The 25711-nt window shown below is 52.5% G+C and carries 24 protein-coding genes; 10 read left to right on the top strand and 14 right to left on the bottom strand.

Features of this window, described 5'->3' with window-relative positions; translation table 11 throughout:
- Positions 1-546: 546 nt before the first annotated feature.
- The 4 genes from mutH to N7E69_RS04125 all read left to right on the top strand — a co-directional run bounded on the left by mutH (position 547) and on the right by N7E69_RS04125 (position 3756).
- Positions 547-1242: a DNA mismatch repair endonuclease MutH gene (gene mutH / locus N7E69_RS04110; RefSeq protein ID WP_001274930.1), complete on the top strand. Its 696-nt coding sequence runs from the start codon at positions 547-549 to the stop codon at positions 1240-1242.
- A 181-nt stretch (positions 1243-1423) separates the two neighbouring features.
- Positions 1424-2137 (top strand): TerC family protein, encoded by a 714-nt coding sequence (locus tag N7E69_RS04115; protein ID WP_000895635.1) that lies wholly within the window; start codon positions 1424-1426, stop codon positions 2135-2137.
- 169 nt (positions 2138-2306) lie between these two features.
- Complete coding sequence (locus N7E69_RS04120) at positions 2307-2525, top strand: YgdI/YgdR family lipoprotein (RefSeq protein ID WP_000758662.1); 219 nt, start codon at positions 2307-2309, stop codon at positions 2523-2525.
- Between the two features lie 190 nt (positions 2526-2715).
- On the top strand, positions 2716-3756 hold the full coding sequence (locus tag N7E69_RS04125; RefSeq protein WP_000558960.1) for an NADP(H)-dependent aldo-keto reductase: 1041 nt from the start codon (positions 2716-2718) through the stop codon (positions 3754-3756).
- Between the two features lie 86 nt (positions 3757-3842).
- Here the strand turns inward: N7E69_RS04125 and lplT are convergent, their stop codons facing one another.
- A complete protein-coding gene (lplT, locus tag N7E69_RS04130) occupies positions 3843-5045 on the bottom strand; it encodes a lysophospholipid transporter LplT (protein ID WP_000004686.1) in 1203 nt (400 codons plus the stop codon).
- Positions 5038-7197, bottom strand: a complete 2160-nt coding sequence (gene aas, locus N7E69_RS04135; protein ID WP_000897112.1) for a bifunctional acyl-ACP--phospholipid O-acyltransferase/long-chain-fatty-acid--ACP ligase — start codon at positions 7195-7197, stop codon at positions 5038-5040. Before aas ends, lplT begins: the two co-directional genes overlap by 8 nt.
- 592 nt (positions 7198-7789) lie before the next feature.
- On the opposite strand from aas, the gene galR reads away from it, so the two are divergent.
- Together galR and N7E69_RS04145 are read left to right on the top strand one after the other, a co-directional pair.
- Positions 7790-8818, top strand: a complete 1029-nt coding sequence (gene galR, locus N7E69_RS04140) for an HTH-type transcriptional regulator GalR (protein ID WP_000201028.1) — start codon at positions 7790-7792, stop codon at positions 8816-8818.
- A 10-nt stretch (positions 8819-8828) separates the two neighbouring features.
- Positions 8829-9851 carry a LacI family DNA-binding transcriptional regulator gene (locus tag N7E69_RS04145; protein ID WP_000968353.1) on the top strand — a complete coding sequence of 341 codons (1023 nt, stop codon included), beginning with the start codon at positions 8829-8831 and terminating at the stop codon, positions 9849-9851.
- Between the two features lie 9 nt (positions 9852-9860).
- On the opposite strand, the gene lysA is transcribed toward N7E69_RS04145, so the two are convergent.
- A complete protein-coding gene (gene lysA / locus N7E69_RS04150; RefSeq protein ID WP_000056580.1) occupies positions 9861-11123 on the bottom strand; it encodes a diaminopimelate decarboxylase in 1263 nt (420 codons plus the stop codon).
- 117 nt (positions 11124-11240) lie between these two features.
- Between lysA and N7E69_RS04155 the strand changes: the two genes are divergently transcribed.
- Positions 11241-12176 (top strand): LysR family transcriptional regulator, encoded by a 936-nt coding sequence (locus N7E69_RS04155; RefSeq protein WP_000741798.1) that lies wholly within the window; start codon positions 11241-11243, stop codon positions 12174-12176.
- On the opposite strand, the gene N7E69_RS04160 is transcribed toward N7E69_RS04155, so the two are convergent.
- The 6 genes from N7E69_RS04160 to N7E69_RS04185 form a co-directional block, all read right to left on the bottom strand.
- Complete coding sequence (locus tag N7E69_RS04160; protein WP_000848629.1) at positions 12148-12855, bottom strand: aspartate/glutamate racemase; 708 nt, start codon at positions 12853-12855, stop codon at positions 12148-12150. The two genes, N7E69_RS04155 and N7E69_RS04160, sit on opposite strands and share 29 nt — an antisense overlap.
- A 112-nt stretch (positions 12856-12967) precedes the next feature.
- Positions 12968-14386 carry an arabinose-proton symporter AraE gene (gene araE / locus N7E69_RS04165; RefSeq protein WP_024139218.1) on the bottom strand — a complete coding sequence of 473 codons (1419 nt, stop codon included), beginning with the start codon at positions 14384-14386 and terminating at the stop codon, positions 12968-12970.
- Between the two features lie 353 nt (positions 14387-14739).
- Entirely contained in the window at positions 14740-15501 is a 762-nt protein-coding gene (gene kduD / locus N7E69_RS04170; protein ID WP_261743209.1) for a 2-dehydro-3-deoxy-D-gluconate 5-dehydrogenase KduD, read from the bottom strand.
- Positions 15502-15557: 56 nt separating this feature from the next.
- A complete protein-coding gene (gene kduI, locus N7E69_RS04175; RefSeq protein ID WP_000383274.1) occupies positions 15558-16394 on the bottom strand; it encodes a 5-dehydro-4-deoxy-D-glucuronate isomerase in 837 nt (278 codons plus the stop codon).
- Between the two features lie 429 nt (positions 16395-16823).
- Entirely contained in the window at positions 16824-18002 is a 1179-nt protein-coding gene (locus tag N7E69_RS04180) for an acetyl-CoA C-acetyltransferase (RefSeq protein WP_000665980.1), read from the bottom strand.
- A gap of 122 nt (positions 18003-18124) precedes the next feature.
- Entirely contained in the window at positions 18125-18988 is an 864-nt protein-coding gene (locus N7E69_RS04185; protein WP_001270781.1) for a LysR family transcriptional regulator, read from the bottom strand.
- Positions 18989-19091: 103 nt separating this feature from the next.
- Here N7E69_RS04185 and N7E69_RS04190 point away from each other — a divergent pair, with 103 nt between their 5' ends.
- Positions 19092-19547: a multidrug/biocide efflux PACE transporter gene (locus N7E69_RS04190; protein WP_001574932.1), complete on the top strand. Its 456-nt coding sequence runs from the start codon at positions 19092-19094 to the stop codon at positions 19545-19547.
- 141 nt (positions 19548-19688) lie between these two features.
- Positions 19689-20918 (top strand): amino acid permease, encoded by a 1230-nt coding sequence (locus tag N7E69_RS04195; RefSeq protein ID WP_000036836.1) that lies wholly within the window; start codon positions 19689-19691, stop codon positions 20916-20918.
- Between the two features lie 30 nt (positions 20919-20948).
- Here the strand turns inward: N7E69_RS04195 and rcnR are convergent, their stop codons facing one another.
- The gene (gene rcnR / locus N7E69_RS04200; RefSeq protein ID WP_000019953.1) at positions 20949-21221 is read right to left on the bottom strand and encodes a Ni(II)/Co(II)-binding transcriptional repressor RcnR; all 273 of its coding nucleotides are present in this window, start codon (positions 21219-21221) and stop codon (positions 20949-20951) included.
- Positions 21222-21341: 120 nt separating this feature from the next.
- Here rcnR and N7E69_RS04205 point away from each other — a divergent pair, with 120 nt between their 5' ends.
- Positions 21342-22280 (top strand): nickel/cobalt efflux protein RcnA, encoded by a 939-nt coding sequence (locus N7E69_RS04205; protein WP_261743212.1) that lies wholly within the window; start codon positions 21342-21344, stop codon positions 22278-22280.
- A gap of 209 nt (positions 22281-22489) precedes the next feature.
- On the opposite strand, the gene N7E69_RS04210 is transcribed toward N7E69_RS04205, so the two are convergent.
- The 4 genes from N7E69_RS04210 to stdC form a co-directional block, all read right to left on the bottom strand.
- A complete protein-coding gene (locus N7E69_RS04210) occupies positions 22490-23248 on the bottom strand; it encodes a transcriptional regulator (RefSeq protein WP_000134794.1) in 759 nt (252 codons plus the stop codon).
- Positions 23235-23747, bottom strand: coding sequence for a CaiF/GrlA family transcriptional regulator (locus N7E69_RS04215; protein ID WP_000336258.1), 513 nt, complete (start codon positions 23745-23747; stop codon positions 23235-23237). The genes N7E69_RS04210 and N7E69_RS04215 overlap by 14 nt, the downstream gene beginning before the upstream one ends.
- Before the next feature lie 143 nt (positions 23748-23890).
- Positions 23891-24967 (bottom strand): hypothetical protein, encoded by a 1077-nt coding sequence (locus N7E69_RS04220; RefSeq protein WP_000141331.1) that lies wholly within the window; start codon positions 24965-24967, stop codon positions 23891-23893.
- Positions 24964-25707: a fimbrial biogenesis chaperone StdC gene (gene stdC, locus N7E69_RS04225; protein WP_000798504.1), complete on the bottom strand. Its 744-nt coding sequence runs from the start codon at positions 25705-25707 to the stop codon at positions 24964-24966. The genes N7E69_RS04220 and stdC overlap by 4 nt, the downstream gene beginning before the upstream one ends.
- Between the last annotated feature and the right edge of the window lie 4 nt (positions 25708-25711).

Below are 25711 nucleotides of genomic sequence, written 5' to 3' on the forward strand. Positions count from 1 at the left end.
ATGACGCCCTTGCGCCATTTTATTCACCTTTTCTGTGGATATAGTTGTGAAGAAGTATGGAATTACCACGGGAAAACCCAGAACAGTCTGAATTCCTCATGCGGAAAACAGTAAAAATAGTGCCTTATATTCATTGTGTTATAGATAAATCTTACATGCCACCTTCATAAAGCGTGACCAGCATCACATCTAAGATCCTTATGCTGATGAAAGATCAACCAGCGTCGGTTTTATCCACAGATTGTGCCAATAACTTACGCACTATTTGTCTGAATTTTCGATTTTCGTCGCACGTCAAGGCTGTAAATGGAAACAGTAGTGGTGGTTTTACACAGTTATCCCAACTTTCTGTGGATAACATAGTGTAAGATCCTGTTTATTGTCAGTGACCAGAATTGGAAAACCCGCTTCAGCGTTGCGCAACACGAAGAAACAACACAAAAAAGGCAATAAAAATCAGTCTATTGAATATAAGACACAGAAAAAGATAAACTCTGCCCATACGGTATAAAATCACTGCTCATTTTTTAACCTAAGGTAATTGTCATGTCCGCTCTTTGTCCGCTACTGACTCCGCCTGCTTCGGAAGCATTGCTGTTAGCCCAGGCGCGGCAGCTTTCCGGCTATACGTTAGGCGAGCTGGCGGCGATGGCCGGCATTACCACGCCTAAAGATTTGAAGCGAGACAAAGGCTGGATCGGCGTCTTGCTGGAGATCTGGCTCGGCGCCAGCGCCGGGAGCAAGCCGGAGCAGGATTTCGCCGCGTTAGGCGTAGAACTGAAAACCATCCCGGTGGATAGTCTGGGTCGTCCTCTGGAAACAACCTTTGTTTGCGTGGCGCCGTTAACCGGTAACAGCGGCGTGACCTGGGAGACAAGTCACGTACGGCATAAATTGAAGCGCGTGCTATGGGTGCCGGTCGAAGGCGATCGCAGCATACCGTTAGCCGAACGCCGCGTAGGTTCGCCGCTACTCTGGAGTCCGAGTGAAGAAGAGGACAGGCAGCTACGCCTCGACTGGGAAGAGCTGATGGACATGATAGTGCTGGGCCAGGTGGAACGCATTACCGCCCGCCATGGCGAAGTCTTGCAACTACGACCCAAAGCCGCCAATGCCAGGGCGCTCACCGAGGCTATCGGCGCGCGCGGGGAACCTATTTTGACGCTACCGCGTGGATTTTATCTGAAAAAAAATTTTACGCAGGCGCTGCTGGCTCGCCATTTTTTATTGCAGAATCCGTAACGTCCATTACACGCAAATGCGCCTCCGCTATGGCTACGCATCGGACCGACGCCCGATAAACGTAAGCGTATTGTCGCCGCTATTTTACACCGTTCCTGGTTGCGCAAATTCAGCCTGGGCTTTCGCCCGTCACTCGACGGGCCTATAATTACCGCTTCTTTTTTTGGCAGGACTTTGTTCGATGTTATTTGCATGGATAACCGATCCTAATGCCTGGCTGGCGCTCGGTACGCTGACGCTGCTGGAGATTGTACTTGGGATCGACAACATTATTTTTCTTTCTCTGGTGGTAGCAAAACTTCCTACGGCGCAACGAAACCACGCACGGCGGCTTGGGTTGGCGGCGGCGATGGTTATGCGCCTGGCGCTGCTGGCGTCAATCGCCTGGGTCACTCGGCTGACTAATCCGCTGTTTGAGCTTTTCGGCGAAGCGATTTCCGCCCGCGATCTCATTCTGTTACTGGGCGGGTTATTTTTAATCTGGAAAGCCAGCAAGGAGATCCATGAGTCCATCGAAGGCGAAGAAGAAGGGTTAAAAACCCGGGTTTCTTCTTTCCTGGGCGCAATTGTACAGATTATGCTGCTGGATATTATTTTCAGCCTTGATTCAGTTATCACAGCGGTTGGCCTCTCCGATCATCTGTTTATTATGATGGCGGCAGTCGTTATTGCCGTGGGCGTCATGATGTTTGCGGCACGGCCCATCGGCGAGTTTGTCGATCGTCATCCGTCGGTAAAAATGCTGGCGCTCTCCTTTCTGATCCTGGTTGGCTTTACCCTGATTCTGGAAAGTTTCGACGTTCACGTTCCGAAAGGTTATATCTATTTCGCCATGTTCTTCTCTATCGCAGTAGAGAGCCTGAACCTGTTGCGTAATAAAAAGAATCCGCTGTAATCCTGTCTCGCTCCCCCGCCGGGGAGCGAATACTCACTTTATTTCCTTTCTTCTCACAGATTAAGATTTTGCTGCTTCCGACATGCAGAGCTGCGCGTTATTACTAGACTATTATCAGACATATGATTAACAGACTATTATCAGATGCAGGCTATGTGAGGACAAACGGATGAAAAAGTGGGCAGTTGTAATTTCCGCAGTAGGGTTGGCTTTTGCGGTATCCGGATGCAGCAGCGATTATGTAATGGCGACGAAAGATGGTCGTATGATCCTGACCGATGGAAAACCGCAAGTTGACGATGATACCGGTCTGGTCAGCTATACCGATGCACAGGGAAACGAGATGCAAATCAACCGTGACGAAGTGTCTCAAATCATCGAACGTTAAGCGGTGGCCTGTGATCGAGGTCAGCGTTCTGCAAGCCTTCAGGCTGCGTCCCGTAACGGTGCGTGGCGACCACGCCCGGTAACAATTACGCCGCGCAGCCTGCAATTTTACTTTCCCTTTTGCCTTCCCTCTGCCATTTTTATTGTCCTTTGTCGGGAATTTCTGACTTCATAATAAAAAGGAAACGGCTATGCACTATCACCGTATACCCCACAGCTCGCTCGAAGTAAGTACGCTAGGGCTGGGCACAATGACATTTGGTGAACAAAACAGCGAAGCCGACGCTCACGCACAGCTCGACTATGCCATCGCAAATGGCATTAACCTTATCGACGCCGCCGAGATGTATCCGGTACCGCCGCGCCCGGAAACACAAGGGCTGACGGAGTCCTATATCGGTAACTGGCTCGCCAAACGCGGCAACCGTGAAAAACTGATCATCGCCAGCAAAGTTAGCGGACCGGCACGTAATAATGATCAAGGCATCCGGCCTCATCAGGCGCTGGATCGTAAAAATATTCGCGAAGCGCTACACGACAGTTTGACCCGATTGCAGACCGACTATCTGGATTTGTATCAGGTGCACTGGCCGCAGCGCCCCACTAACTGCTTCGGTAAACTCGGCTATAACTGGACGGACTCCACGCCAGTAGTAAGTCTGCTGGAGACGTTAGACGCGCTAAGTGAGTTTCAGCGAGCGGGTAAGATTCGTTATATTGGCGTTTCAAATGAGACAGCGTTTGGCGTTATGCGCTATCTGCATCTGGCGGAAAAACATGACCTGCCGCGTATTGTCACGATCCAGAACCCCTATAGCCTGTTAAACCGCAGCTACGAGGTCGGGCTGGCGGAAGTCAGCCAGTATGAAGGTGTTGAATTGCTCGCCTATTCCTGTCTGGCGTTTGGCACATTAACCGGTAAATACCTGAACGGGGCCAAACCCGCAGGCGCGCGGAATACCTTGTTCAGCCGCTTCACACGTTACAGCGGCGAACAGGCGCAAAAAGCCGTTGCCGCCTACGTCGATATCGCGAAGCGTCACAATCTTGATCCGGCGCAGATGGCGCTGGCCTTTGTTCGCCGCCAGCCGTTTGTCGCCAGTACGTTACTGGGCGCAACCACGATGGCGCAGCTCAAGACGAATGTGGAAAGTCTGCATCTGACGTTAAGCGAAGAGGTTCTGGCGGAGATTGAGGCGGCGCATCAGGTTTATACCTATCCGGCGCCGTGATGGTCAGTGCCCGGTGGCGCTACGCTTCCGGGCTAACAGAGACAATGTAAGCCGGATAACGCGCGCTCGCCGCCCGGCATATTCACTCAGTATGATGCCTGCCGGCGCTGCCAGATCCACAGCGCCGCGATCGCCAGCGCGAACAGCACGCCAAAGCCGATACCTATCGCCACTGCCGGAACGCCAACCAGCACCGCCAGCGAGTACAGTCCCAGCATTAATAGCATGGCGCTATTCTCGCCCAGATTTTGTACGGCAATGGCATTCCCGGCGCCAACGCTCTTCTTACCGCGCTCCTGGAGCAAAGCGTTGAGCGGCACCACAAAAAAGCCGCCCAGCATACCTATCAACAGCAACAAGGCATAAGCAGGCAGCAAGGCGTGCTGTAATGAGAAGATCGCAACCACAACGCCAATCAAAATCCCGGCGGGCATACAGCGCGATACGGTCTCCAGCGTCACCAGTTTTGCCGCCGCGCCCGCGCCGACCACAATGCCTACCGCCACCATGGCGTTCAGGTAAGTCGGCGTGGCGTTATCCGTAATCCCCAGCGCCACCGGCACCCACAGCACCAGCAGAAAACGCAGCGTCACACCTGCGCCCCAGAATAGCCCGGTCCCCACCAGCGAAAAACGCGTTTCACCGTTACGCCAAAGGACAACGCAAGCGCTGAAGAAGCTACGCGTCATCGCCGACAACCGCCAGGATTGTCCTGGACGCGCCGCCACAAGCTTCGGGATAAACAGGTTCGCCGCCACTGCGCCAGCGTAGGCCAACGCGCAGGCAACCAGCGCGGCGATGACATGCCAGTCGGCCAATACGCCGCCCGCGACGGAACCGAGCAAAATCGCCGCAATCGTAGAGGCTTCCATCAGACCATTGGCTTTCACCAACTTATCGCCCGTCGTCAGTTCGCCCAGAATACCGTATTTCGCCGGAGAATAAGCCGCCGCGCCAATCCCGACCAACGTATAACCGACAAAAGGATTCACGCCGAGGCAGATACCTGCCGCTCCCGCCAGTTTAAGACCATTGGCGACCATCATCACCCGGCCTTTGGCAAAGCTGTCCGCTATCTGGCCGACAAACGGCGCAAAAAGAATGTAAGCGCCCACAAACACCATTTGCAAAACAGGCTGGCTCCAGTCCGGGTAAAACTGAGCTTTCAGCAGTGCCAGCGTCGCAAACAGCAGCGCATTATCGCCAAAAGCCGAGAGAAACTGCGCGACAATCACCGACAGCATCCCTTTCGACCAGATGGAGGTGTTAGTACGTACTGACTCACTCATGATGTTGTTCCGGCGCATCCACCCAACTTTTCAGCGTCACAAAATCGGGTTTCCCGCTGCCAAGCAAGGGAAGCTGCTTCAGATAACGGATATCACGCGGGACGGCAAGTTCCGGAATACCGTGTTCACGAGCATAGTGCTGTAACTTTTCTCGGGTGAGTTCGCTGTCAGTCGTAAACAGTACCAGCGCTTCACCTTTGCTGGCATCGCTTTTAATGGCGGTAGCGTGCATTTTGTCCGCCGAAACGCCAAGCGCCAGTTGCTCGACCATCTCCAGCGAGACCATTTCGCCAGCAATTTTCGCAAAGCGTTTCGCGCGCCCCTGAATCTGCACAAAACCGTTTTCATCGAAGCGTACAATGTCGCCCGTGTCGTACCAGCCGCGCTCGGTTTCGCCTCTGGCGTTTTCCGCTGACGGCACCTCCAGCACGCCCGGTTTTTCCACGCGCAGATAGCCATTCATGATATTCGGCCCTTTCAGCTGTAGCCGACCGCCGTTTTCAATACCGGGCACCGCCAGCAGACGCGCGTCCATGCCAGGCAGAATGCGGCCAACAGTGCCCGGCTTAGCCGCCATCGGCACGTTAATCGAGACTACTGGCGCGCATTCCGTTACCCCGTAGCCCTCAAGAATGCGCAGACCGAATTTATCCTGCCACAGTTGTTTGGTGCTCTCCTGAAGTTTTTCCGCACCGGCCACCACATAGCGCAGGCGATAAAAATCATACGGATTGGCAAAGCGCGCATAGTTGCCGAGGAAGGTTGATGTACCAAACAGCACGGTACAGTTACGGTCATAGACCAGTTCTGGCACAATGCGGTAGTGCAGCGGACTTGGATAAAGAAACACTTCCGCGCCGGTCAACAACGGCGTAAACAGGCCCACCGTCAAACCGAACGAGTGAAAGAGCGGCAGCGCCGACATAAAACGGTCATTGGCGGTGAAATCCGCAATCGTTTTTATCTGCTCGACGTTCGCCAGAATGCTTTTATGGCTGTGCACCACCCCTTTCGGGTGCCCTTCCGAGCCGGAGGTAAAAAGAATGATCGCCGCGTCTTCCGGCTGCTGTTTTACCTGCGCCAGTCGCGGCGCCAGGAGGTGGGCAAAAATCCACATCTTGTCGGCGAGTGTGACGTCCGCTTTTAAATCTTCCAGGTAAACCCAGCGAACCTGCGTTAGCTGTTCCGGCAGGTGCCACAATTTACCTTTATCGAGGAACTGGCGGGAGGTAAAAATCGTTTTAATTTCCGCCGCGGTAATCGCGCTGGTCAGCCCTTTTACCCCCGCCGTGTAGTTCATCATGGCCGGAATGCGGCGACGAGAAACCGCGCCGAAAATCACCGCCGCGCTGATGGCGGCATTCGGCAGCATTAAACCGATTTTCTCGCCCTCAACGCTGTACTTTTCCAGAATTCGGCCAACAAAAAGCGTCTTGGTCAGTAACTTACGATACGTATCCGGCGTAAAGTTAATGTCCTCAATACAGTTTTTACCCGCGCCGTAACGATATTGCGCCGCCAGCAACGATTCGTATAACGTCTCGCGCGGGCGCACCGCCATACGCGCTTCCATCATGATCTGGTGCAGCATCTCACCCGCTATCTTACGTCTGTCGCGCGCGCGCGGCGCTTCCGGCATCGGTATTTGCGTCGGCGGTAAAATATGAAGCTGAATGCGGGGGAATAAGCGCCGTTTAACCAGACCTTTCAGGCGACTGAAAGGGGTAAGCTCCGCGCCGTCAATACGGAGCGGAATGACGGTTGCGCCCGATTTTGCCGCCACAAAGCCTGCGCCGTCATAAATTTTCATCAGCGAGCCGGTCACGGAAATCCGCCCTTCCGGGAAAATCACCACTGGACGCCCCTGCACCACCAGACGCACCAGGTGTTTAATGGACATGGGTTTAGTGGGATCGAGCGGTACAAAATCGATCAGCGGCGTTAACCAGCGCATATACCATTGCTGGCTGATGGAGGTATATACCGCAAAGACAGGCCGTACCGGCAAAAACAGCGCCAGTAGCATACCATCGATAAATGAAACGTGATTGGGGGTAATTAAGACCCGGTTCCCCTGTAGCGCCCGGACATCGCCAGTGACGCGCACACGATAAAGCACGCGAAACAGGTTACGGAAAAATCCAAACAGCATTTCAACTCCCTTTGGCCGACAATTCGCTAAAACATGAATTGTGGCAGATTACACGAGTTGCGTAACAGGAGCGATAGCAAAATAGGTTCGAAAAAAAACCTGCGCATCCGCGCAGGTTGGTGCAAGAGACAGGTACGAAGAGCGTACCGAATAATCTCACCAATCAATACCTCTGGGATCTTGATTGTGGGCTTCGCGCGTCTGCATCGCCAGTCCGAAAACGCAAAGGAATAAACGGAAATGCAACGAGTTGTGTAAATTATCCGTTACTGTTACAGGTTCAGGCGAAACAAAAAAAAACCTGCGCATCTCTACGCAGGTTGGTGTAATTCGTGTGATCAACAATGACGTTGATTCCACCTATCAATACCTCTAGGATCACCACTCTATCAACCTGACTCGCTGGCCTGCCAGCAGACAATCGCAACAGCGCTTCGCAAACTGTAACGAAAGATTTGTATTGTCACTTTACAGACGCATTTCTCCCGTGCAGGTCACATTTGCCCGATACGGCGGGGTAAGAGGCTTGAACAGACGTTCATTTTCCGTAAAACTGGCGTAATGTAAGCGTTTACCCACTATAGGTATTATCATGGCGACCATAAAAGATGTAGCCCGACTGGCCGGTGTTTCAGTCGCCACCGTTTCTCGCGTTATTAACGATTCGCCAAAAGCCAGCGAAGCGTCCCGGCTGGCGGTGACCAGCGCAATGGAGTCCCTGAGCTATCACCCTAACGCCAACGCGCGCGCGCTGGCACAGCAGGCAACGGAAACCCTCGGTCTGGTGGTCGGCGACGTTTCCGATCCTTTTTTCGGCGCGATGGTGAAAGCCGTTGAACAGGTGGCGTATCACACCGGCAATTTTTTACTGATTGGCAACGGGTATCATAACGAACAAAAAGAGCGTCAGGCTATTGAACAGTTGATTCGCCATCGTTGCGCAGCGTTAGTGGTACACGCCAAAATGATTCCGGATGCGGACCTGGCCTCATTAATGAAGCAAATCCCCGGCATGGTGCTGATTAACCGCATTTTACCGGGGTTAGAACACCGCTGTGTCGCGCTGGATGACCGTTACGGGGCATGGCTGGCGACCCGACATCTGATCCAGCAAGGTCATACGCGTATTGGGTATATCTGTTCCAACCACACCATCTCTGATGCCGAAGATCGCCTGAGGGGCTATTACGATGCGCTGGCGGAAAGCCATATCCCGGCTAACGATCGGCTGGTGACGTTCGGCGAACCGGATGAAAGCGGCGGCGAGCAGGCGATGACTGAGTTATTAGGCCGCGGCAGACATTTTACCGCGGTGGCCTGCTATAACGACTCGATGGCGGCCGGCGCGATGGGAGTATTAAATGATAATGGCGTGGGGGTGCCGGGCGAAGTATCGCTCATCGGTTTTGATGATGTACTGGTCTCACGCTATGTGCGTCCCCGACTGACCACCATTCGGTATCCGATCGTCACCATGGCGACACAGGCGGCGGAGCTGGCGTTAGCGTTGGCGGGGAAATGCCCTACGCCAGAAGTAACTCATGTATTTAGTCCGACACTGGTACGCCGACATTCGGTATCCACGCCGACGGATACCGGGCACCTGTCGACAACCGATTAATCAGGGTAGCATGATGGCGACAATGCTGGATGTTTCCCGCCATGCGGGCGTATCAAAGGCCACCGTCTCACGAGTGCTGAATGGGACGGGGCAGGTAAAAGAAAGCACGCGCCAGAAAGTGTTTACGGCGATGCAGGCTCTGGGCTATCGCCCCAACCTGCTGGCACGCTCGCTGGCGAATCGCACCAGCAACAGCATCGGTCTGGTCGTCTCTACGTTTGACGGCTTCTATTTCGGCAGTTTGTTGCGCCGGGCGTCGCGCCAGGCGGAGTTTCATAACAAGCAGTTGATCGTCACCGATGGTCACGATACGCCGGAACGAGAGCAGAAAGCCGTACAAATGTTGGCCGACAGACAGTGCGACGCTATTATTCTTTACACTCGCTATATGGATGAGCCGGCGATTTTGTCGTTGATTGACGCCACGGAAATGCCGCTTGTGATTATTAATCGCAACGTCACTCAGGCCCGCGATCGCGCTATTTTCTTCGAGCAGGAGACGGCGGCATTCCAGGCGGTGGAATACCTGATTACGCAGGGCCATCGCGATATCGCCTGTATTACGCTGCCTGTTCATACTCCCACTGGCACATCACGCGTAGCGGGTTATCGCAAGGCGCTGGAAAAGTATGGTATTCCCTGGCAACCGGCAAAAGTGAAATACGGCGATTACACGCTGACGCGCGGCTATGACGCCTGCCGGGAATTACTGGAGGAAGGCGTCACGTTTAGCGCGCTATTCGCCTGTAATGATGACACGGCGCTGGGCGCGGCAAAAGCGCTGCGCCAGGCCGGATTACGCATCCCGCAGGATGTGTCGCTGTTTGGTTTTGACGATGCGCCGGGCGCAACCTGGCTTGAACCGGGGCTTTCAACAGTCTATTTACCCATCGAGGATATGATAGCCACCGCGATCGATCAGGCCGTTCGCCTGGCGAACAGCGAGCCGGTCGCCCCGATCCCGCCCTTTACCGGCACGCTGATTCTGCGCGAGTCCGTCGCCGCAGGCCCGTTTTTTCAACGTCCGGCCTAATGATGCGCTTCAGAGCATCTCCAGCGCTAACAGCTCTTCAATGGTCTGACGACGGCGGATCAGCCGCGCCTGTCCATTGTCAAACAGTACTTCCGGCAGGAGCGGGCGGCTGTTGTAATTCGATGACATAGACGCGCCGTACGCGCCGGTATCGTGCAATACGAGGTAATCGCCGGGGATGACCGCAGGTAAGGCGCGTGTTTCAACCATTCCCCCTTCCTGCTGCGTAAAAACATCGCCTGATTCGCATAGCGGCCCGGCAACCACCGTCTCGACCCACGGGCCATTTTCAAGCGCGCGACCATCCGCCGCCAGCGCCGAAATACGGTGATAGCTACCGTACATCGCCGGGCGCATCAGATCGTTAAAACCCGCATCTACCAGCACGAAATGGCGGCTTCCCATCTGTTTTACGCTACGTACCTGCGTTACCAGCACGCCCGATTGCGCCACCAGAAAACGTCCGGGTTCGATCTCAAGTTTGACCGCATGTCCCAGATGGCGGGCGATTTGCTCGCGCGCCGCGTTCCACAGACCATAGTAATGGCGCGTATCAACGGGCTCTTCTCCCTCACGATAAGGTATCGAGAGTCCGCCGCCTGCCGAAATCGCCTCCACATCCTGACCACATTCCAGCACCTGGCGTACCATCGCGCCGCAAACCTGCTCCAGATGGCCATAATCGACGCCGGAACCAATGTGCATATGGATACCGACAAGTTTCAGTCGGTATTTCTGCATTATCGCCAGCGCCGCCGGAAGATCGCTATGCCAGATGCCGTGTTTGCTGTTTTCGCCCCCGGTGTTGGTTTTCTGGCTGTGGCCGTGACCAAAACCAGGATTCACGCGCAACCAGACGCGATGCCCAGGCGAAACCTGACCAAGCTGCGTCAGCATATCTACCGAGCCGGCATTGACCGGAATATGCAGTTCGCTGACGCGCGCCAGCGTGGCGGCGTCAATCACATCGGCGGTAAAAACGATATCATCAGGGCACGTTTGCGGATCGTAGCCCGCCGCCAGCGCACGTTCGATCTCCCCCAATGAAACAGAATCCACCTTGACACCCTGCGCGCGCATTAAGCGCAGGATATGAATGTTCGAACAGGCTTTTTGCGCAAAACGCACGACGTCAAACTGCTGCAGGGCGGCTATCTGACGGCGAATAATGTGCGCGTCATAGACCCAGACCGGACAGCCGAATTCAGCAGGCAATCTGAGCAAATTTTCAGCGTTAAGGTCAGTTTCAGCGTGATAATGCGGCAATGACATAACAAACTCCGGAACAGGCTTTTTAACGATTACGCCATACCTTAGAAAGAATAAAAAATATCGTTTTATTGTCAGTCTATGCAAAAATGATATGGGATAAATGATTCAGGGAAACGTATGGCTGCCGTTAATTTACGTCACATTGAAATTTTTCATGCCGTAATGACCGCCGGAAATCTCACCGAAGCGGCGCGGCTGCTGCATACCTCGCAGCCTACCGTCAGTCGCGAGCTGGCGCGTTTTGAGAAAGTGCTGGGATTAACGCTGTTTGAGCGCACACGCGGGCGCTTACATCCGACGGTGCAAGGGCTACGCCTGTTCGAAGAGGTACAACGCTCCTGGTATGGGTTGGATCGCATCGTCAGCGCGGCGGAAAGTCTGCGCGAGTTCCGTCAGGGCGAACTCTCTATCGCCTGCCTGCCGGTCTTTTCACAATCCTTTTTGCCGCCGTTACTACCGCCTTTTCTGGCACGTTATCCGGATGTCAGCCTGAATATTGTGCCGCAGGAGTCGCCGTTGCTGGAAGAGTGGCTCTCCGCCCAGCGCCACGACTTAGGGCTGACGGAGACGCTTCATGCCCCGGCAGGAACAACCCGTACCGAGTTACTAACGCTGAATGAAGTGTGCGTACTGCCCTGCGACCATCCGCTTGCCGCCAAAACGGTACTGACGCCAGACGATTTTCAGGGGGAAAACTTTATCAGCCTCTCCCGCCTGGACAGCTATCGACAGTTGTTGGATACGTTATTTGCCGAACATCAGGTGAAGCGCAGAATGGTGGTGGAAACGCATAGCGCGGCCTCCGTCTGCGCGATGGTGCGCGCCGGGGCGGGCGTTTCGATCGTTAACCCGCTGACCGCGCTGGACTATGCCGCCAGCGGCGTCACCGTTCGCCGCTTCAGCATTGACGTGCCCTTTACCGTCAGCCTGATTCGCCCGCTACACCGCCCCGCCTCCGCGCTGGTTGACGCCTTCAGTAAGCATTTACAAACGCATCTTTCGCGCCTGGTCGAACCGCTGGAGGTTATTCTGGGGCCGATGACGAAAGCATAAAGCTCACGGCATCTGCGGCATGAATTGCCGTGGTATCGAAAACCGGTAGCGCGCTTTGCGTCTGGGGAACAAGCAAACCTATTTCAGTGCAGCCAAAAATAACGCCCTGCGCGCCTTGCGCAGCCAGTTGTTCGATAACCTGTAAATAATAGTGGCGCGACGCGTCAGTGAATGTCCCCTGACAGAGCTCGTCAAAAATGACCTGATTGATACGCGCCCGATCGTCCGCCTCCGGCACGATGGTCTCAATCGCAAATTGCTGTTCCAGCCGCCCGCGATAAAAATCCTGTTCCATCGTATAGCGAGTCCCCAATAGCGCCACGCGATGCAACCCCTGACGGGCGATAGCTCGCCCGGTAGCATCCGCGATGTGTAGGAAAGGCAGAGAACAACGAGATTCAATAATGTGCGCGATTTTATGCATGGTGTTGGTACACAGCACAATGCCTTCTGCGCCCGCCTGCTGTAACCCCTGCGCGGCCTGCGCCAGGATATCGCCCGCTTTATCCCACTCGCCGCGGCGTTGACATACTTCAATATCGTGGAAATCTACGCTATGCAGCAGTAAGCTCGCCGAGTGCAGGCCTCCCAGCTGCTGTTTAATGCCTTCATTGATTAAACGGTAATAAGGGATAGTCGATTCCCAGCTCATCCCCCCCAACAGCCCGATCGTTTTCACTGCGCTCTCCTTTTTTTAAAGCATTATGGCAGTGAAGCAAACTTACACATCCGTTTCCAGTCTATTTTTCATCATGCCGGATAACAGGCGTCATCCGGCATGGGAGGGGGGATTACACGCCAATATTTCTTAGCTTCTCGCCCGCCATCAGCTTGCGTTCGATGTGCTCCAGGGTGACATTTTTGGTTTCCGGAATCAGCCAGAAAGTGATGCCGATAAAAGCGATATTCAGCGCGGTGTAGAGCCAGAATGTACCTGCCGCGCCAATGCTGTCCAACAGTGTCAGGAATGTCGCGCCGATGATCATGTTCGATACCCAGTTTGTCGTGGTTGAACAGGTAATGCCAAAATCACGGCATTTCAGCGGCTGGATTTCCGAACACAGTATCCACACCACCGGAGCGGCGCTCATCGCGTAACCGGCGATACACATCATCATCATCCCAACGGAAAGCCAGGAGAGACCGCTTGATGCCGTACCGTTATCAAACTGCATCAGGCAGTAGCCCAACACCAATGTCCCTAACGCCATTACGCTGAAACCGATTTTTAACGCCGGTTTACGCCCGGCCTTATCGACCGTAAAGACGGCGATAAACGTCGCGAACATAAAGGTCAGTCCGACCACCAGCGTAGCGATCATTTGCTGTTCCGTGGTGGTAAAGCCGGCCATTTTAAAAATGCGCGGCGCATAGTACATAATGATGTTCATGCCGGTGAACTGCTGCATTGCCTGTAGCAGCATACCGAGGAACACGGCGCGGCGAACATTGCGGTTAGCTTTAAATAATGCCCACCCGCCCTGCTTGAGTTTGAGGCTTTCCCGAATCTCATTCAGTTCATCACGGGCTTTTTCCGAGGTATCGCGCAGCATACGCAGCACCTCTTCCGCTTCAATATGGCGACCTTTTTGCGCCAGCCAACGCGGACTATTCGGCAGGAATACCACGAGAATAATGAGCAACACCGCAGGCAGCGCCAGCACGCCCAACATCGCGCGCCAGTTGCCGCTGTAGCTGAATGCCGTATCGGATAAAAAAGCCAGCACAATGCCTAACGTCACCATCAGTTGATACATACTGATCATTTTGCCGCGAACATTTTCACTTGCCATTTCAGAGAGATAAAGCGGCGCGGTATAGGAGGCAATCCCTACTGCTACGCCCAGTATCACGCGGGCGCCAATCAATACTTCCACGCTGGAAGCAAACGCCGACCCCAGCGAGCCGAGCACGAACAAAATCGCGCCAGCCATCAGGCTATACTTACGCCCCAGCCGGAATGAAAGCCAGCCGTTAAATAATGCGCCAATTGCCGCGCCAAGCATCATACTGCTGACGACCCATTCCTGCAGCCGGCTGGTCAGTACGAAATGGTCGGTAATAAAAGGCAGCGCCCCGGCGATAACGCCGATATCCAGACCAAATAACAGTCCCGCTACCGCTGCAGAAACCGAAACAAACATATTCATACGTCGTGTGTCGCGAAGCGAACGCGGCGTTAAAGCAGAGTCATGATTAATAGAGACCATATTTTCCTGCCACAACAGAGTAAGACATAGCCTGAAAGTACGGGATACTCTTCCTCAAGTGTCAGGCAGGAAACGGCATAAATATGGATTAAATGGCTACGCTATAGCGATATGTGATGGATATTACACTTTTTAAATTTAACGCCGTTGCCGGGTATTTTTTCAAACCACCAATATTTCAATAAGTTAAAGCATTGATCATAGCTATTATTTAACAATATATGGATTAAGTTAAACCCACAATATGGACTATGTTAATGAGATCATAAAAAAACCCTGTACGAGGACAGGGCTTTATCAGTTTTTTCGGCCAAAGAGTCGATTTTCCCAGAAACGCATTTGTCAGTAGCGGATTAACGCGCCAGCCAACCGCCATCTACCGCTATGGTATAGCCGTTAATATAATCAGCGGCGCTGGATGCCAGGAAGACTACCGGCCCCATTAAATCGCTCGGTAGCCCCCAACGTCCAGCCGGAATACGGTCGAGAATTTCGGCGCTACGTTGTGCATCAGCGCGCAATTGCTGGGTATTATTTGTGGACATATAGCCCGGCGCGATGGCGTTTACATTGATATTGTGTTTCGCCCACTCGTTCGCCATCAGACGCGTTATTCCCATTACGCCGCTTTTCGACGCGGTATAAGACGGAACGCGAATTCCGCCCTGGAAGGAAAGCATAGACGCGATATTAATAATTTTGCCGCCGTTGCCCTGGACAATAAAATGTTTTGCCGCCGCCTGAGACATAAAGAACACGCTCTTGATGTTCAGGTTCATGACGTCATCCCAGTCTTTTTCCGTGAAATCAATCGCATCTTCACGACGGATCAAACCCGCGTTATTCACCAGAATATCAATATGACCGTATTCCGCCACCGCCCGTTCCAGTAGCGCCGGAATACCATCGATTTGGCGCAGATCGGCCGTCAGGCTTAAAAAACGACGTCCCAGTGCGGTGACGCGCGCAATAGTGTCCGTCGGTTCAACAATGTTAATACCGACAATGTCACAGCCCGCTTCCGCCAGCCCTAACGCCATCCCCTGCCCCAATCCGGTATCGCACCCCGTCACAACCGCGACTTTACCTTCAAGAGAAAATGCATTCAAAATCATTGTTAATCCTTATTTTTGTCATGCCTGTCACGCACAGGCGTTATCACCGGTCGCGACTAGCGCAGATCTTGTACCGCAACGTGATCCATGTCATCGAAGACCTGATTTTCTCCCACCATGCCCCAAATAAACGTATAGGCTTTGGTGCCAACGCCGGAATGTATTGACCAGCTTGGGGAAATAACCGCCTGTTCATTACGCATCACAATATGACGGGTTTCCTGAGGCTGCCCCATCATATGGAAAACGCAACTGTCCTCTTCCATATTGAAATAGAGGTACACCTCCATACGGCGCTCATGGGTATGGCATGGCATGGTGTTCCATAGATTGCCGGGCGCCAGTTCGGTGAGTCCCATACTGAGCTGACAGGTTTCCAGTACATCCGGTACGAAGTATTTATTGATGGTGCGACGGTTACTGGTGAGGTTATCGCCTAAGGTGACGGGCGCAACGTCGGCAGGCGACACTTTTTTCGTCGGATAAGCGGTATGCGCTGGCGCGCAGTTGTAATAAAACTTCGCCGGTCTGCTCGCCTCATTGCTGACGAAGACCAGCTCTTTCGCCCCTTTACCAATATACAGAGCATCACGATGACCAATATCATGGCGCTGCCCGTCAACGATAATAGCGCCCGCGCCGCCAATATTAATGACGCCCAGCTCGCGGCGGTCCAGTAACCGGGAAACGCCAAGCTGTTTACCCACCTCTCCGCCGATTTCAACAGAATGGCTGACGGGCATAATGCCGCCGACGATAATACGGTCGATATGGCTGTAGACCATCGTATATTCATCAGCGACAAAAATATTTTCTATTAAAAACTCGCGTCGTAGCGCCTGGGTGTCCAGCGTTTTAGCGTGCTCGCTATGGATGCTTTGCCTTACGTCCACTTTTCCCTCCAATGATAAATCGATCGCAATGGCATAAAATCAAAACACTGTTTTGATTTATTTAACGGCATCATAGTCGCCTGGATGAAGGTTTTCAACAATAAATAAAACAACGTTTCATTTTTATGCCTGGTTATTTTTAAAACTGCTGTAGCGATCACGAACGGCGCTAAAACTTACGCACATGTCTGATTTTCAGACATGTGCGCCAGATGCTGTATGCGGTTACCCAGATAAAAATTGAAGCTTGTTTTAGAACGAGGTCTGATGTGCGAATTGAATTAAAAGCGGTATGCGTCTGCAATGCCCGACGCGGCAAGACGTTCCGCGCTATAACGAAAAAGGGGGGTCTGTCACTGGCTTTGCCCTCGTGATAGAGGGCTTTTTATGACGGAATACTGAAGCAGGAAAAGGGTGGCTGGCGTAGGATCAATCGCGTTCAATGGTTAAAGCAACGCCCTGGCCGCCACCGATACACAGCGTCGCCAGACCTTTTCGCGCGTCGCGTTTAACCATTTCGTGCACCAGTGAAACCAGAATTCGACAACCGGAAGCGCCAATGGGATGCCCCAGCGCAATCGCGCCGCCATTAACGTTTACCCGTCGCTCATCCCATTCCAGCATTTTTCCTACCGACAACGCCTGGGCGGCAAACGCTTCGTTGGCTTCGATAAGGTCGACCTCCGTCAGTTGCCAGCCGGCACGCTCCAGACAGCGCCGGGTAGCATATACCGGCGCAATCCCCATTAGCGCAGGATCGACGCCGACGCTGGCAAACGCGCGGATGCGCGCCAGCACCGGCAGCCCCAGCGCCTGGGCTTTCGCCTCGCTCATCATCATCACCGCGGCGGCGCCATCGTTGATTGAGGAGGCATTACCCGCCGTCACCGAACCTAAACTATCAAACGCCGGATGCAGCAGGGCTAACCCCTCCGCACTGGCGTCGGCCCGCGGTTGTTCATCCGTATCGACAATTGCGGTCTGCCCATTACGTTGCGTGACGATGGGGACAATCTCATCTTTAAAACGTCCGGTATCAATCGCGGCCCTGGCTTTTTGCTGCGAACTGAGCGCATAAGCATCCTGTAACTCGCGGCTGATGCCATATTCCCGCGCCAGGTTTTCTGCCGTCACGCCAATGTGATAATCGTTGAAGGCATCCCATAAGCCATCATGTACCAGACTATCCACCAGATTGTCGGCATCAGGCAACGCGCCGGTACGGCTGTCATTGAGGACATGCGGCGCACGGCTCATATTCTCCTGCCCGCCCGCAATAACAATGTCCGCTTCGCCGCACTGAATAGCCTGCGTCGCCAGGTGCAACGCTTTTAAACCGGAACCACAAACGTCATTAATGGTAATAGCGGAAACGGTAGTCGGCAGCCCTCCTTTGATGGCTGACTGGCGCGCCGGATTCTGCCCGGCGCCAGCCGTCAGTACCTGACCGAGGATGACCTCATCGATAGCATTAGCGTCCACGCCGGTGCGCTCAATTAACGCTTTTACGACCATACTCCCCAGCTCGACGGCGGAATGACGGGCCAGCGTTCCCTGAAAACAGCCGATGGGGGTCCGTAAAGCCCCCACTATCACAACCTCTTTCATTACCACCTCAGCGCAAAATGACACCGCCATAGTAGAGCATTGTTAAAATTAGTTATCTTGATTGTTTAAAAAAAGTGAGTTTTATCACAAAGGAAATGACGCTGATTTGACGGTGGCGCAGCTTATTTCTGCTGTAAATGGTAGCGAAGCCAGTTCCCCGCCGTTCCGGGCGGCGTCTTCTTGTTCCACAACAAATCAATAGCAATCGCCCTCGGCCAGCCAGGAACATCCAGCTGCGCCAGCGGTTTTTCCGCCGCAAACTCTTCCACCAGCGCGCAGGGCAATACGCACCAGCCAAATCCCTGAACCGCCATGCTCAACAGCAATAAATAGTTTGGCGCTGACCAGGCCGGGCCGCGCGTAATGTTGACGTTAGATTCAAGGTAGGTATTCAGACGCAGCTCGCGCCAGGTATGCAGTTGCTCCCATTGCAGGTTCGTCTGCGACGCCAACGGATGCGTGGTCGCCACATAAACCCCCATCCAGCTTTGAACAGGCAGACGCGTCGCGCCAATGTCTGTGGGATAGTCATCACGCGCTTCAATCAGTCCTATCTGGGCGCGCCCTTTTTGCAGCAGGTCGATGACATCATCATTTTCTCCGATCAAACATTCAAACTCGGTATGCGGAAATTGACGATCAAACTGCGCCATTAACTCTTCCAGACTGTCAGGGTACAGGGTATCAGAGAGGACGAACGTGAGCCTTGCCTCCGTCTCGCCGGATAACGTCAGCGCCACCTCATCCAGGCGGTCGCTCGCCGATAAAATAGCCTGAACATAGCTAAGCACCCGTTTTCCTTCTTCGGTCAGAACGGGCTGGCGCGATGATCGATCAAATAATGAAAATCCCAGATCCGCCTCCAGATGCGCAATGGCGGTACTAATGGTGGACTGGCTTTTACGCAGGCGGCGCGCCGCCGCAGAAAACGAACCGCAAGAGACGGTCTCAACAAATGCCATTAACGCTTCAGGTGAGTAACGCATTACCTATCTACTTTATCGATGGATGTTATCTTTTAGGTATCACATTAAACGATAAAATAGCGGAAATTTCTTTAGCTTGATTAAGAGTAAGGTTTTTTCGTTTATGCAACATGACGCCATACAACGTCGCTCGCTGCCGGAGCGTATTTTCCATGCTGTCTGTTTTGAAGGTATTGCGACTGCGATACTGACGCCAACGACCGCCTGGCTAATGCAGCGCTCGGTGCTGGAGATGGGCGGCCTGACGATATTGCTGGCAACGACGGCCATGATCTGGAATATCATTTATAACGCTCTGTTTGATCGATTGTGGCCCGCGCATCAGGTGAGACGAACCGCCAAAGTGCGCGCACTCCATGCGTTAGGATTTGAAAGTGGGTTTATTGTCATTGGCGTGAGTATTGTCGCCTGGGTACTGAATGTCAGCCTGCTACAAGCATTCACCCTGGAAATTGGTTTCTTCCTGTTCTTTTTGCCGTACACGATGCTGTACAACTGGGCATACGATGTTTTACGCCAGCGAATAGTGACCCGCCGCCAACAGCGCGTTAGTGCATGATATTGCTCTTTTTTGCCGGGATCGCAACGCTCCCGGCCCTCCTCCTCCACGACATCCATCTGCTTAAAACGCCCCCAACTGACGCTATTTATGGTAAATTGCGCTTCTTTTTGTGTGTTTTATAGTTGATAAATTCAAATAATGTCTAAAATTTGGTCAAAAGATGAGACTCTCTGGAGTTTTGCATTATACGGAACGGCTGTAGGCGCAGGCACTCTTTTCCTTCCCATCCAGTTGGGATCGGCAGGCGCAATCGTGCTATTTATTACCGCGCTGGTCGCCTGGCCTCTAACATACTGGCCGCATAAGGCGCTGTGTCAGTTTATTCTTTCCTCAAAGACTTCTGCAGGTGAGGGAATTACTGGCGCCGTTACTCATTATTACGGCAAGAAAATCGGCAGTATTATTACCACGCTTTATTTCATTGCGTTTTTTGTCGTGGTATTAATTTATGCTGTGGCGATTACCAATTCCCTGACAGAGCAATTAGCGAAGCATATTCAGATAGATATTCGCATCCGGATGGCAGTTAGCTTCGGCGTAGTACTTATCCTGAATATGATTTTCTTAATGGGAAGACATGCCACTCTTCGCGTAATGGGCTTTTTAGTCTTTCCACTTATCGCTTACTTCTTGTTCCTTTCGCTCTACTTAACCGGAAGCTGGCAACCCTCGTTACTGACCGGGCAGATGTCTTTGGATAGTCACACGTTGCATCAGGTATGGATTTCTATTCCGGTGATGGTTTTTGCTTTTAGCCATACGCCCATTATTTCGACGTTTGCCATCGACAGACGGGAAAATTTTGGCGATCAGGCCATGGATAAATGCAAAAAGATCATGAAGGTCGCCTATCTGATTATCTGCCTGAGCGTGCTGTTCTTTGTCTTTAGCTGCCTGCTCTCCATTCCGCCGTCATACATTGAAGACGCGCGCAACGAAGGCGTTACCATCCTTTCCGCGCTCTCGATGATGCCCAATGCGCCGGCCTGGCTCTCTATTTCCGGTATTATCGTTGCCGTCGTGGCCATGTCGAAATCTTTCCTCGGCACCTATTTCGGCGTCATTGAGGGCGCAACCGAGATGGTAAGAACCACCCTACAGCAGGTTGGCGTAAAAAAAAGCCGGGCGTTCAATCGCGCGCTGTCTATCATGCTGGTTTCCGGGATTACGTTTATTATTTGCTGTATTAACCCGAATGCCATCTCTATGATTTATGCCATTAGCGGCCCGCTCATTGCGATGATCCTGTTTATTATGCCCACGTTGTCAACGTACCTGATACCGGCATTGAAACCCTACCGTTCAATAGGTAATTTCATTACGTTGGTCGTCGGTTTACTTTGCGTATCGGTGATGTTTTTCGGCTAAAGTAAAAGATAGCCGGGATATAACTCCCGGCTATTTTATATAAGAATCCAGCACCTTTAATATTACGTCCAGATCTTCTTCACGTCTGGCTTCATCACTCTGATGAACGATATGCTCGGTCAGATGCCCTTTAATCACCTCACGCATTAAGCCATTTACCGCGCCGCGAATCGCCGCGATCTGTTGTAACACGGCCGCGCATTCATGCGGTTCATCCAGCATTTTTTTTAGCGCTATCACCTGTCCCTGAATCTTGCTGGTTCTGGCTTTAAGCTTTTGTTTGTCCCGGATGGTATGTGACATTACAACACCTCACTAACATTAACGAATACAAATTATAGCATTACGATGCTACTGGGGGGTAGTATTCCATACTAGGGGGAGTAGAATGACGCCCACATAAAACAACTAAGAATCATTCTCATGGGTGAATTTTCGACACTTCTTCAGCAAGGAAACGGCTGGTTCTTCATTCCCAGCGCCATTTTATTAGGTATTTTGCACGGGCTTGAACCAGGGCACTCCAAAACCATGATGGCGGCTTTTATCATTGCCATTAAAGGTACGGTTAAACAGGCTGTCATGCTCGGTCTGGCAGCAACGCTTTCTCATACCGCGATCGTCTGGTTAATCGCTCTGGGTGGGATGTATCTTAGCCGGGCATTCACCGCACAATCAGTGGAACCATGGCTGCAGTTAATTTCTGCGATCATTATTCTGAGCACCGCGTGCTGGATGTTCTGGCGGACATGGCGAGGCGAGCAGCAGTGGCTGGCGGGAAACCATCATCACGACCACGACCACGACCACGACCACGACCACGACCACGACCACGACCACGACCACGACCACGACCACGACCACGACCACGACCACGACCACGACCACGACCACGACCACGACCACGACCACGACCACGACCACGACCACGACCACGACCATCATGGTCACATACATCCGGAAGGCGCAACGTCAAAAGCGTATCAGGATGCCCATGAACGCGCCCATGCTGCCGATATTCAACGCCGTTTTGATGGTCAAACAGTGACTAATGGACAGATCCTGCTATTCGGCCTGACCGGAGGGCTTATCCCCTGTCCGGCTGCGATCACTGTTTTACTGATTTGTATCCAGCTTAAAGCGTTTACGCTGGGCGCCACTATGGTGCTGAGCTTTAGTCTTGGCCTGGCATTAACGCTGGTGACGGTAGGCGTTGGCGCGGCGATAAGCGTTCAACAGGCAGCAAAGCGCTGGAGTGGTTTTTCGACGCTTGCCCGGCGGGCGCCCTATTTTTCGAGCATTCTGATTGGTCTGGTCGGCGTGTATATGGGAATTCATGGCTATACCGGGATCATGCAGTAAATATGTAACGCTTCTGCTCAGGCCGTATCATTCACGTCGGGTTTCATTCCAGAAGCGTTTTTACTTATCAAACGGTATGAAAGGCCATACATTCAGCGTCCCGCCTGAATTCTGTATTTTACTCCACTACACCACAGGCAAAACATACCCCACCGCCACCGGGTTTAGCCGGCGTGTCAGTGTTTCTGGATAGGGTCGCCGGAGGCGGGTTATTGCGGAGCGATAAACGGAGTTCGCTGCAGTGATTTACAAAACCGGGTACCAAACAGCAGTTCCCGTAATCGGTTCCGCATTCCCAGCTTCACCAGTAACCGGTATTTGTCCTGCCAGATTTGCTTCTCCTGTGTATTCAGCCTTCCACACAACGCTGACAACCTTCCTCGTCCACGGTAAACTTCCTGAAGCAAGCGTAACTGGGCCAGGCTCACTCCACATGCCAGTATCTCCCGGTGCATCAACTGATCCATATAGTTCATCAACCGCTTCGGATTGTTAAATATCGGTGGCACTTCCAGAAAGCCCGTCACCGGATCCGGAGATAACAAAAAGGCGTCCAGCGCTCCTGTCCTGCGCAGGCGTGCGCCCCCGGCCCACTGTTCATCCCGCCGCCACCGAATAAGTATCTCCGCCAGTTCCTGCTCCAGCAGCGCCGGGATGCCGCCGTATACCTTCAGTACCACCCGGTCGCTGAAAAACAGCTCATCGCTGATAATCATAACCGGGTAGTCCGGCAGTATCTGTCTCAGGGAATAGAACAAAAAGAGATGTTCACGGGGACGCAGACACAGTATCAGTATGGCCTCCGGTTTCCGACGTAATTGCTGCAACAGAACAGGCAGCCTGTATGCGGTTTCACAGTTGCAGCCCGGCAGAAATCTTCGGACCAGGTGTGCCACGGCGATCGTCACCGGCCAGCAGTCACCGTAAACGATAATCTGCCGGGCCGGCATCCGGTTATGTTCCGTCATCCTCATCCTCCTTCTTTTTCAGGATCTTCCCCGCATTTCTGTTACTGCACAGCCGGTTCCACAGTTCATTTGCCATCGACCTGTCACCATTACCGACCCGGCGTTTTGATACCGGCGGCGGTCCGGCTTTTTCACGGCGCGTGGACGGGGTGGGACTGTCAAGAACCCGGATAACATAAATCTCATAGCGTCGTGCTTTATTGGGCAGGGTCTGGTGACGGCAGATGCTGACCACCCGCGATGTTTTGCTTCGCAGATAGGCAATCAGGTAGCTGGCCCGTCTGGCCGTGATGTGAAACGCCTCTGCTATCTGGTTACGCTGAACCCAGTTCTGCTGCAACAGGCACCAGTGTGCCACAATGATATACAGGGGCTCGTCGGCATACTGGCGGACGCTTTCCGGAATAAAACAGGCATCATGGTTGGTCTGTCCGGGATAATGAATATCGTTACCAGGGGTAAGGTACTGCTTTTTTGCGTGTGTATTATCAGGGCACATAAAACCTCTCCATAACTGGGTAAATGATTTCCCGGAGGTGAAGAACAACTCTTAAATAGTATTTATTATTAATGTGGGTTTATTCGGGATTAGTTCCCCGATAACTCAGTCAGTTCTTTTATTTTTATTATCTGCCCCCCCGATTAGTTATAGGTAACAGTAACGGGTATTGCAGCAGAAAACGTTCCTGTCTTTACACTTCCCCCCGGGGTCGGGGTTATTACTGCAGTATATACCTTCGACACATTACCGGTGACAGCTCCTGTAATAGTAATATCCCCCAGTACTTCTTGTTTATCAAAAGTAATCTCTTTTCCTTTATCATCTTTTATTGAAAGCCGGAGTCCATTAGGCTGACCTTTGTTGGGGCCATCCAGGCTGACAAGATTCAGAGTTTGCCCGGTATCCTGTGTCAGTGCACCTTTCCCGAAGGTGATGGCCAGAGGGATCGTGAATTCCTGTCCCATAGCCGGTCGTAAAACCTGCGTGGCGATCACTGTAAAATTTGCCTGTCTGGTCTGTGAAGGTTCATAAGTCGTATAAATATGCCCAAAGTTGACCTGTAATGGAACAATGTCAACTTTACCCAATCCGTTTCTGAGAATTCTCACATTAAAACCAGATAAAACAAATCCGTTTTGTCTCAAAGAATAAGAAAAAGGTACAATATTTAAAACATTACTTATCCCCGTAAAAACTGTAACTGCACTACTCTCTGAATATGCTTTTGTATATAAGAAATCCAGTGTTATCCTTACTTTTCGTTCTGTAGTCCCAACAGGTAGTTTTGTGCCAAACTCTTTTCGTAACTCATTTCCTGACTGAGTACTCTTTATTTCATCCCAGGAGAACGAAACAACACTTGAAGCATTTCCTGTTTCTTTAATGGACATTCTGAATCCAAGTCCCATCGCATCTAGTGTCTTGGTAAATTTACTGAAGTAGCCCTGATTAAATACCAGCTGTGGAAATTGCGTGTCATATCCCATGTAACATTTAAAAACTGCATCCTGATTGATTGTATAGATAACCGAATCCGTGCCAGGTTTAAAATCATCGGTTGTCAAATTTATACTTCTTAAATTAATATTCTGACCGGAAGTGACTGCACATTCATTTATACCTAGCTCAACCGCATACACTTTAGTCACACATAAAGAGCACAACATCATCACCAGCACGGTCAGTTTTGTTTTCAGATTAAAAATCCATTCTGTCATGATGTCGCCCCTGCGTCCTTAAACGCGCAGTTCAGGGCATCGCAGGTGTAGCGATTCATCTGCAGTCCCCCGTAATCATCAATATACCCCACCCACAGCGTCCGGGTTTCTGCCGGCAGAACAGCCTTTAAAGGCAGGTTCCCCAGGGGCGGTACCATCACGCCCTCGCGGAAACCGCTGAGCCTGTGGCTACGGTCTGCTCCCAGCCACGCCACAGTGATGTAGTACGGCGTCGGGTTTCTGAGGGTCAGATGTCCCGCATTCCGCTCAGCAGTCAGCTTTCTTTCCGGCTGGTCACTGCTGCTTCTGATAATGGCTTTCGGACGGTAAAACAGTTTCAGCTGGCTCTGCATGGCCAGTTGCAGAACGTTGTCGTCTTCTGGCTTCGGGGGAACGCCCCGCACGTTAAACCAGAACAGTGTTTCCCTGTCCTGAGGGAGCTTATCTGTCAGCCCGCGAACCTGGGTGATGCGGACCTGGGATTTCTGTCCGGCATCAATACGCTGCAGCGGCGGCAGCGCCATCAGCGCATCGGTTCTCACCCCGTCAGCGTCCGTCACCCAGGACTGCGCCAGGAACGGCGTGGTTTTGTCATCGTTATTCAGCGTGATGGCCACCGTTTTCTGCGGCGCATCCATGATAATACGGGTCCGGTCAACATTGACGGCCGCCGGGCTGTACTGGCTCCATGCTGCCGCCAGTGCGAGTAAAATCACACGGCTTCTTCTGCTGTTTTTCACCTGT

Origin of the sequence: Salmonella sp. 3C (genome assembly GCF_025426275.1) — a bacterium.
Lineage (GTDB): Bacteria > Pseudomonadota > Gammaproteobacteria > Enterobacterales > Enterobacteriaceae > Salmonella > Salmonella enterica.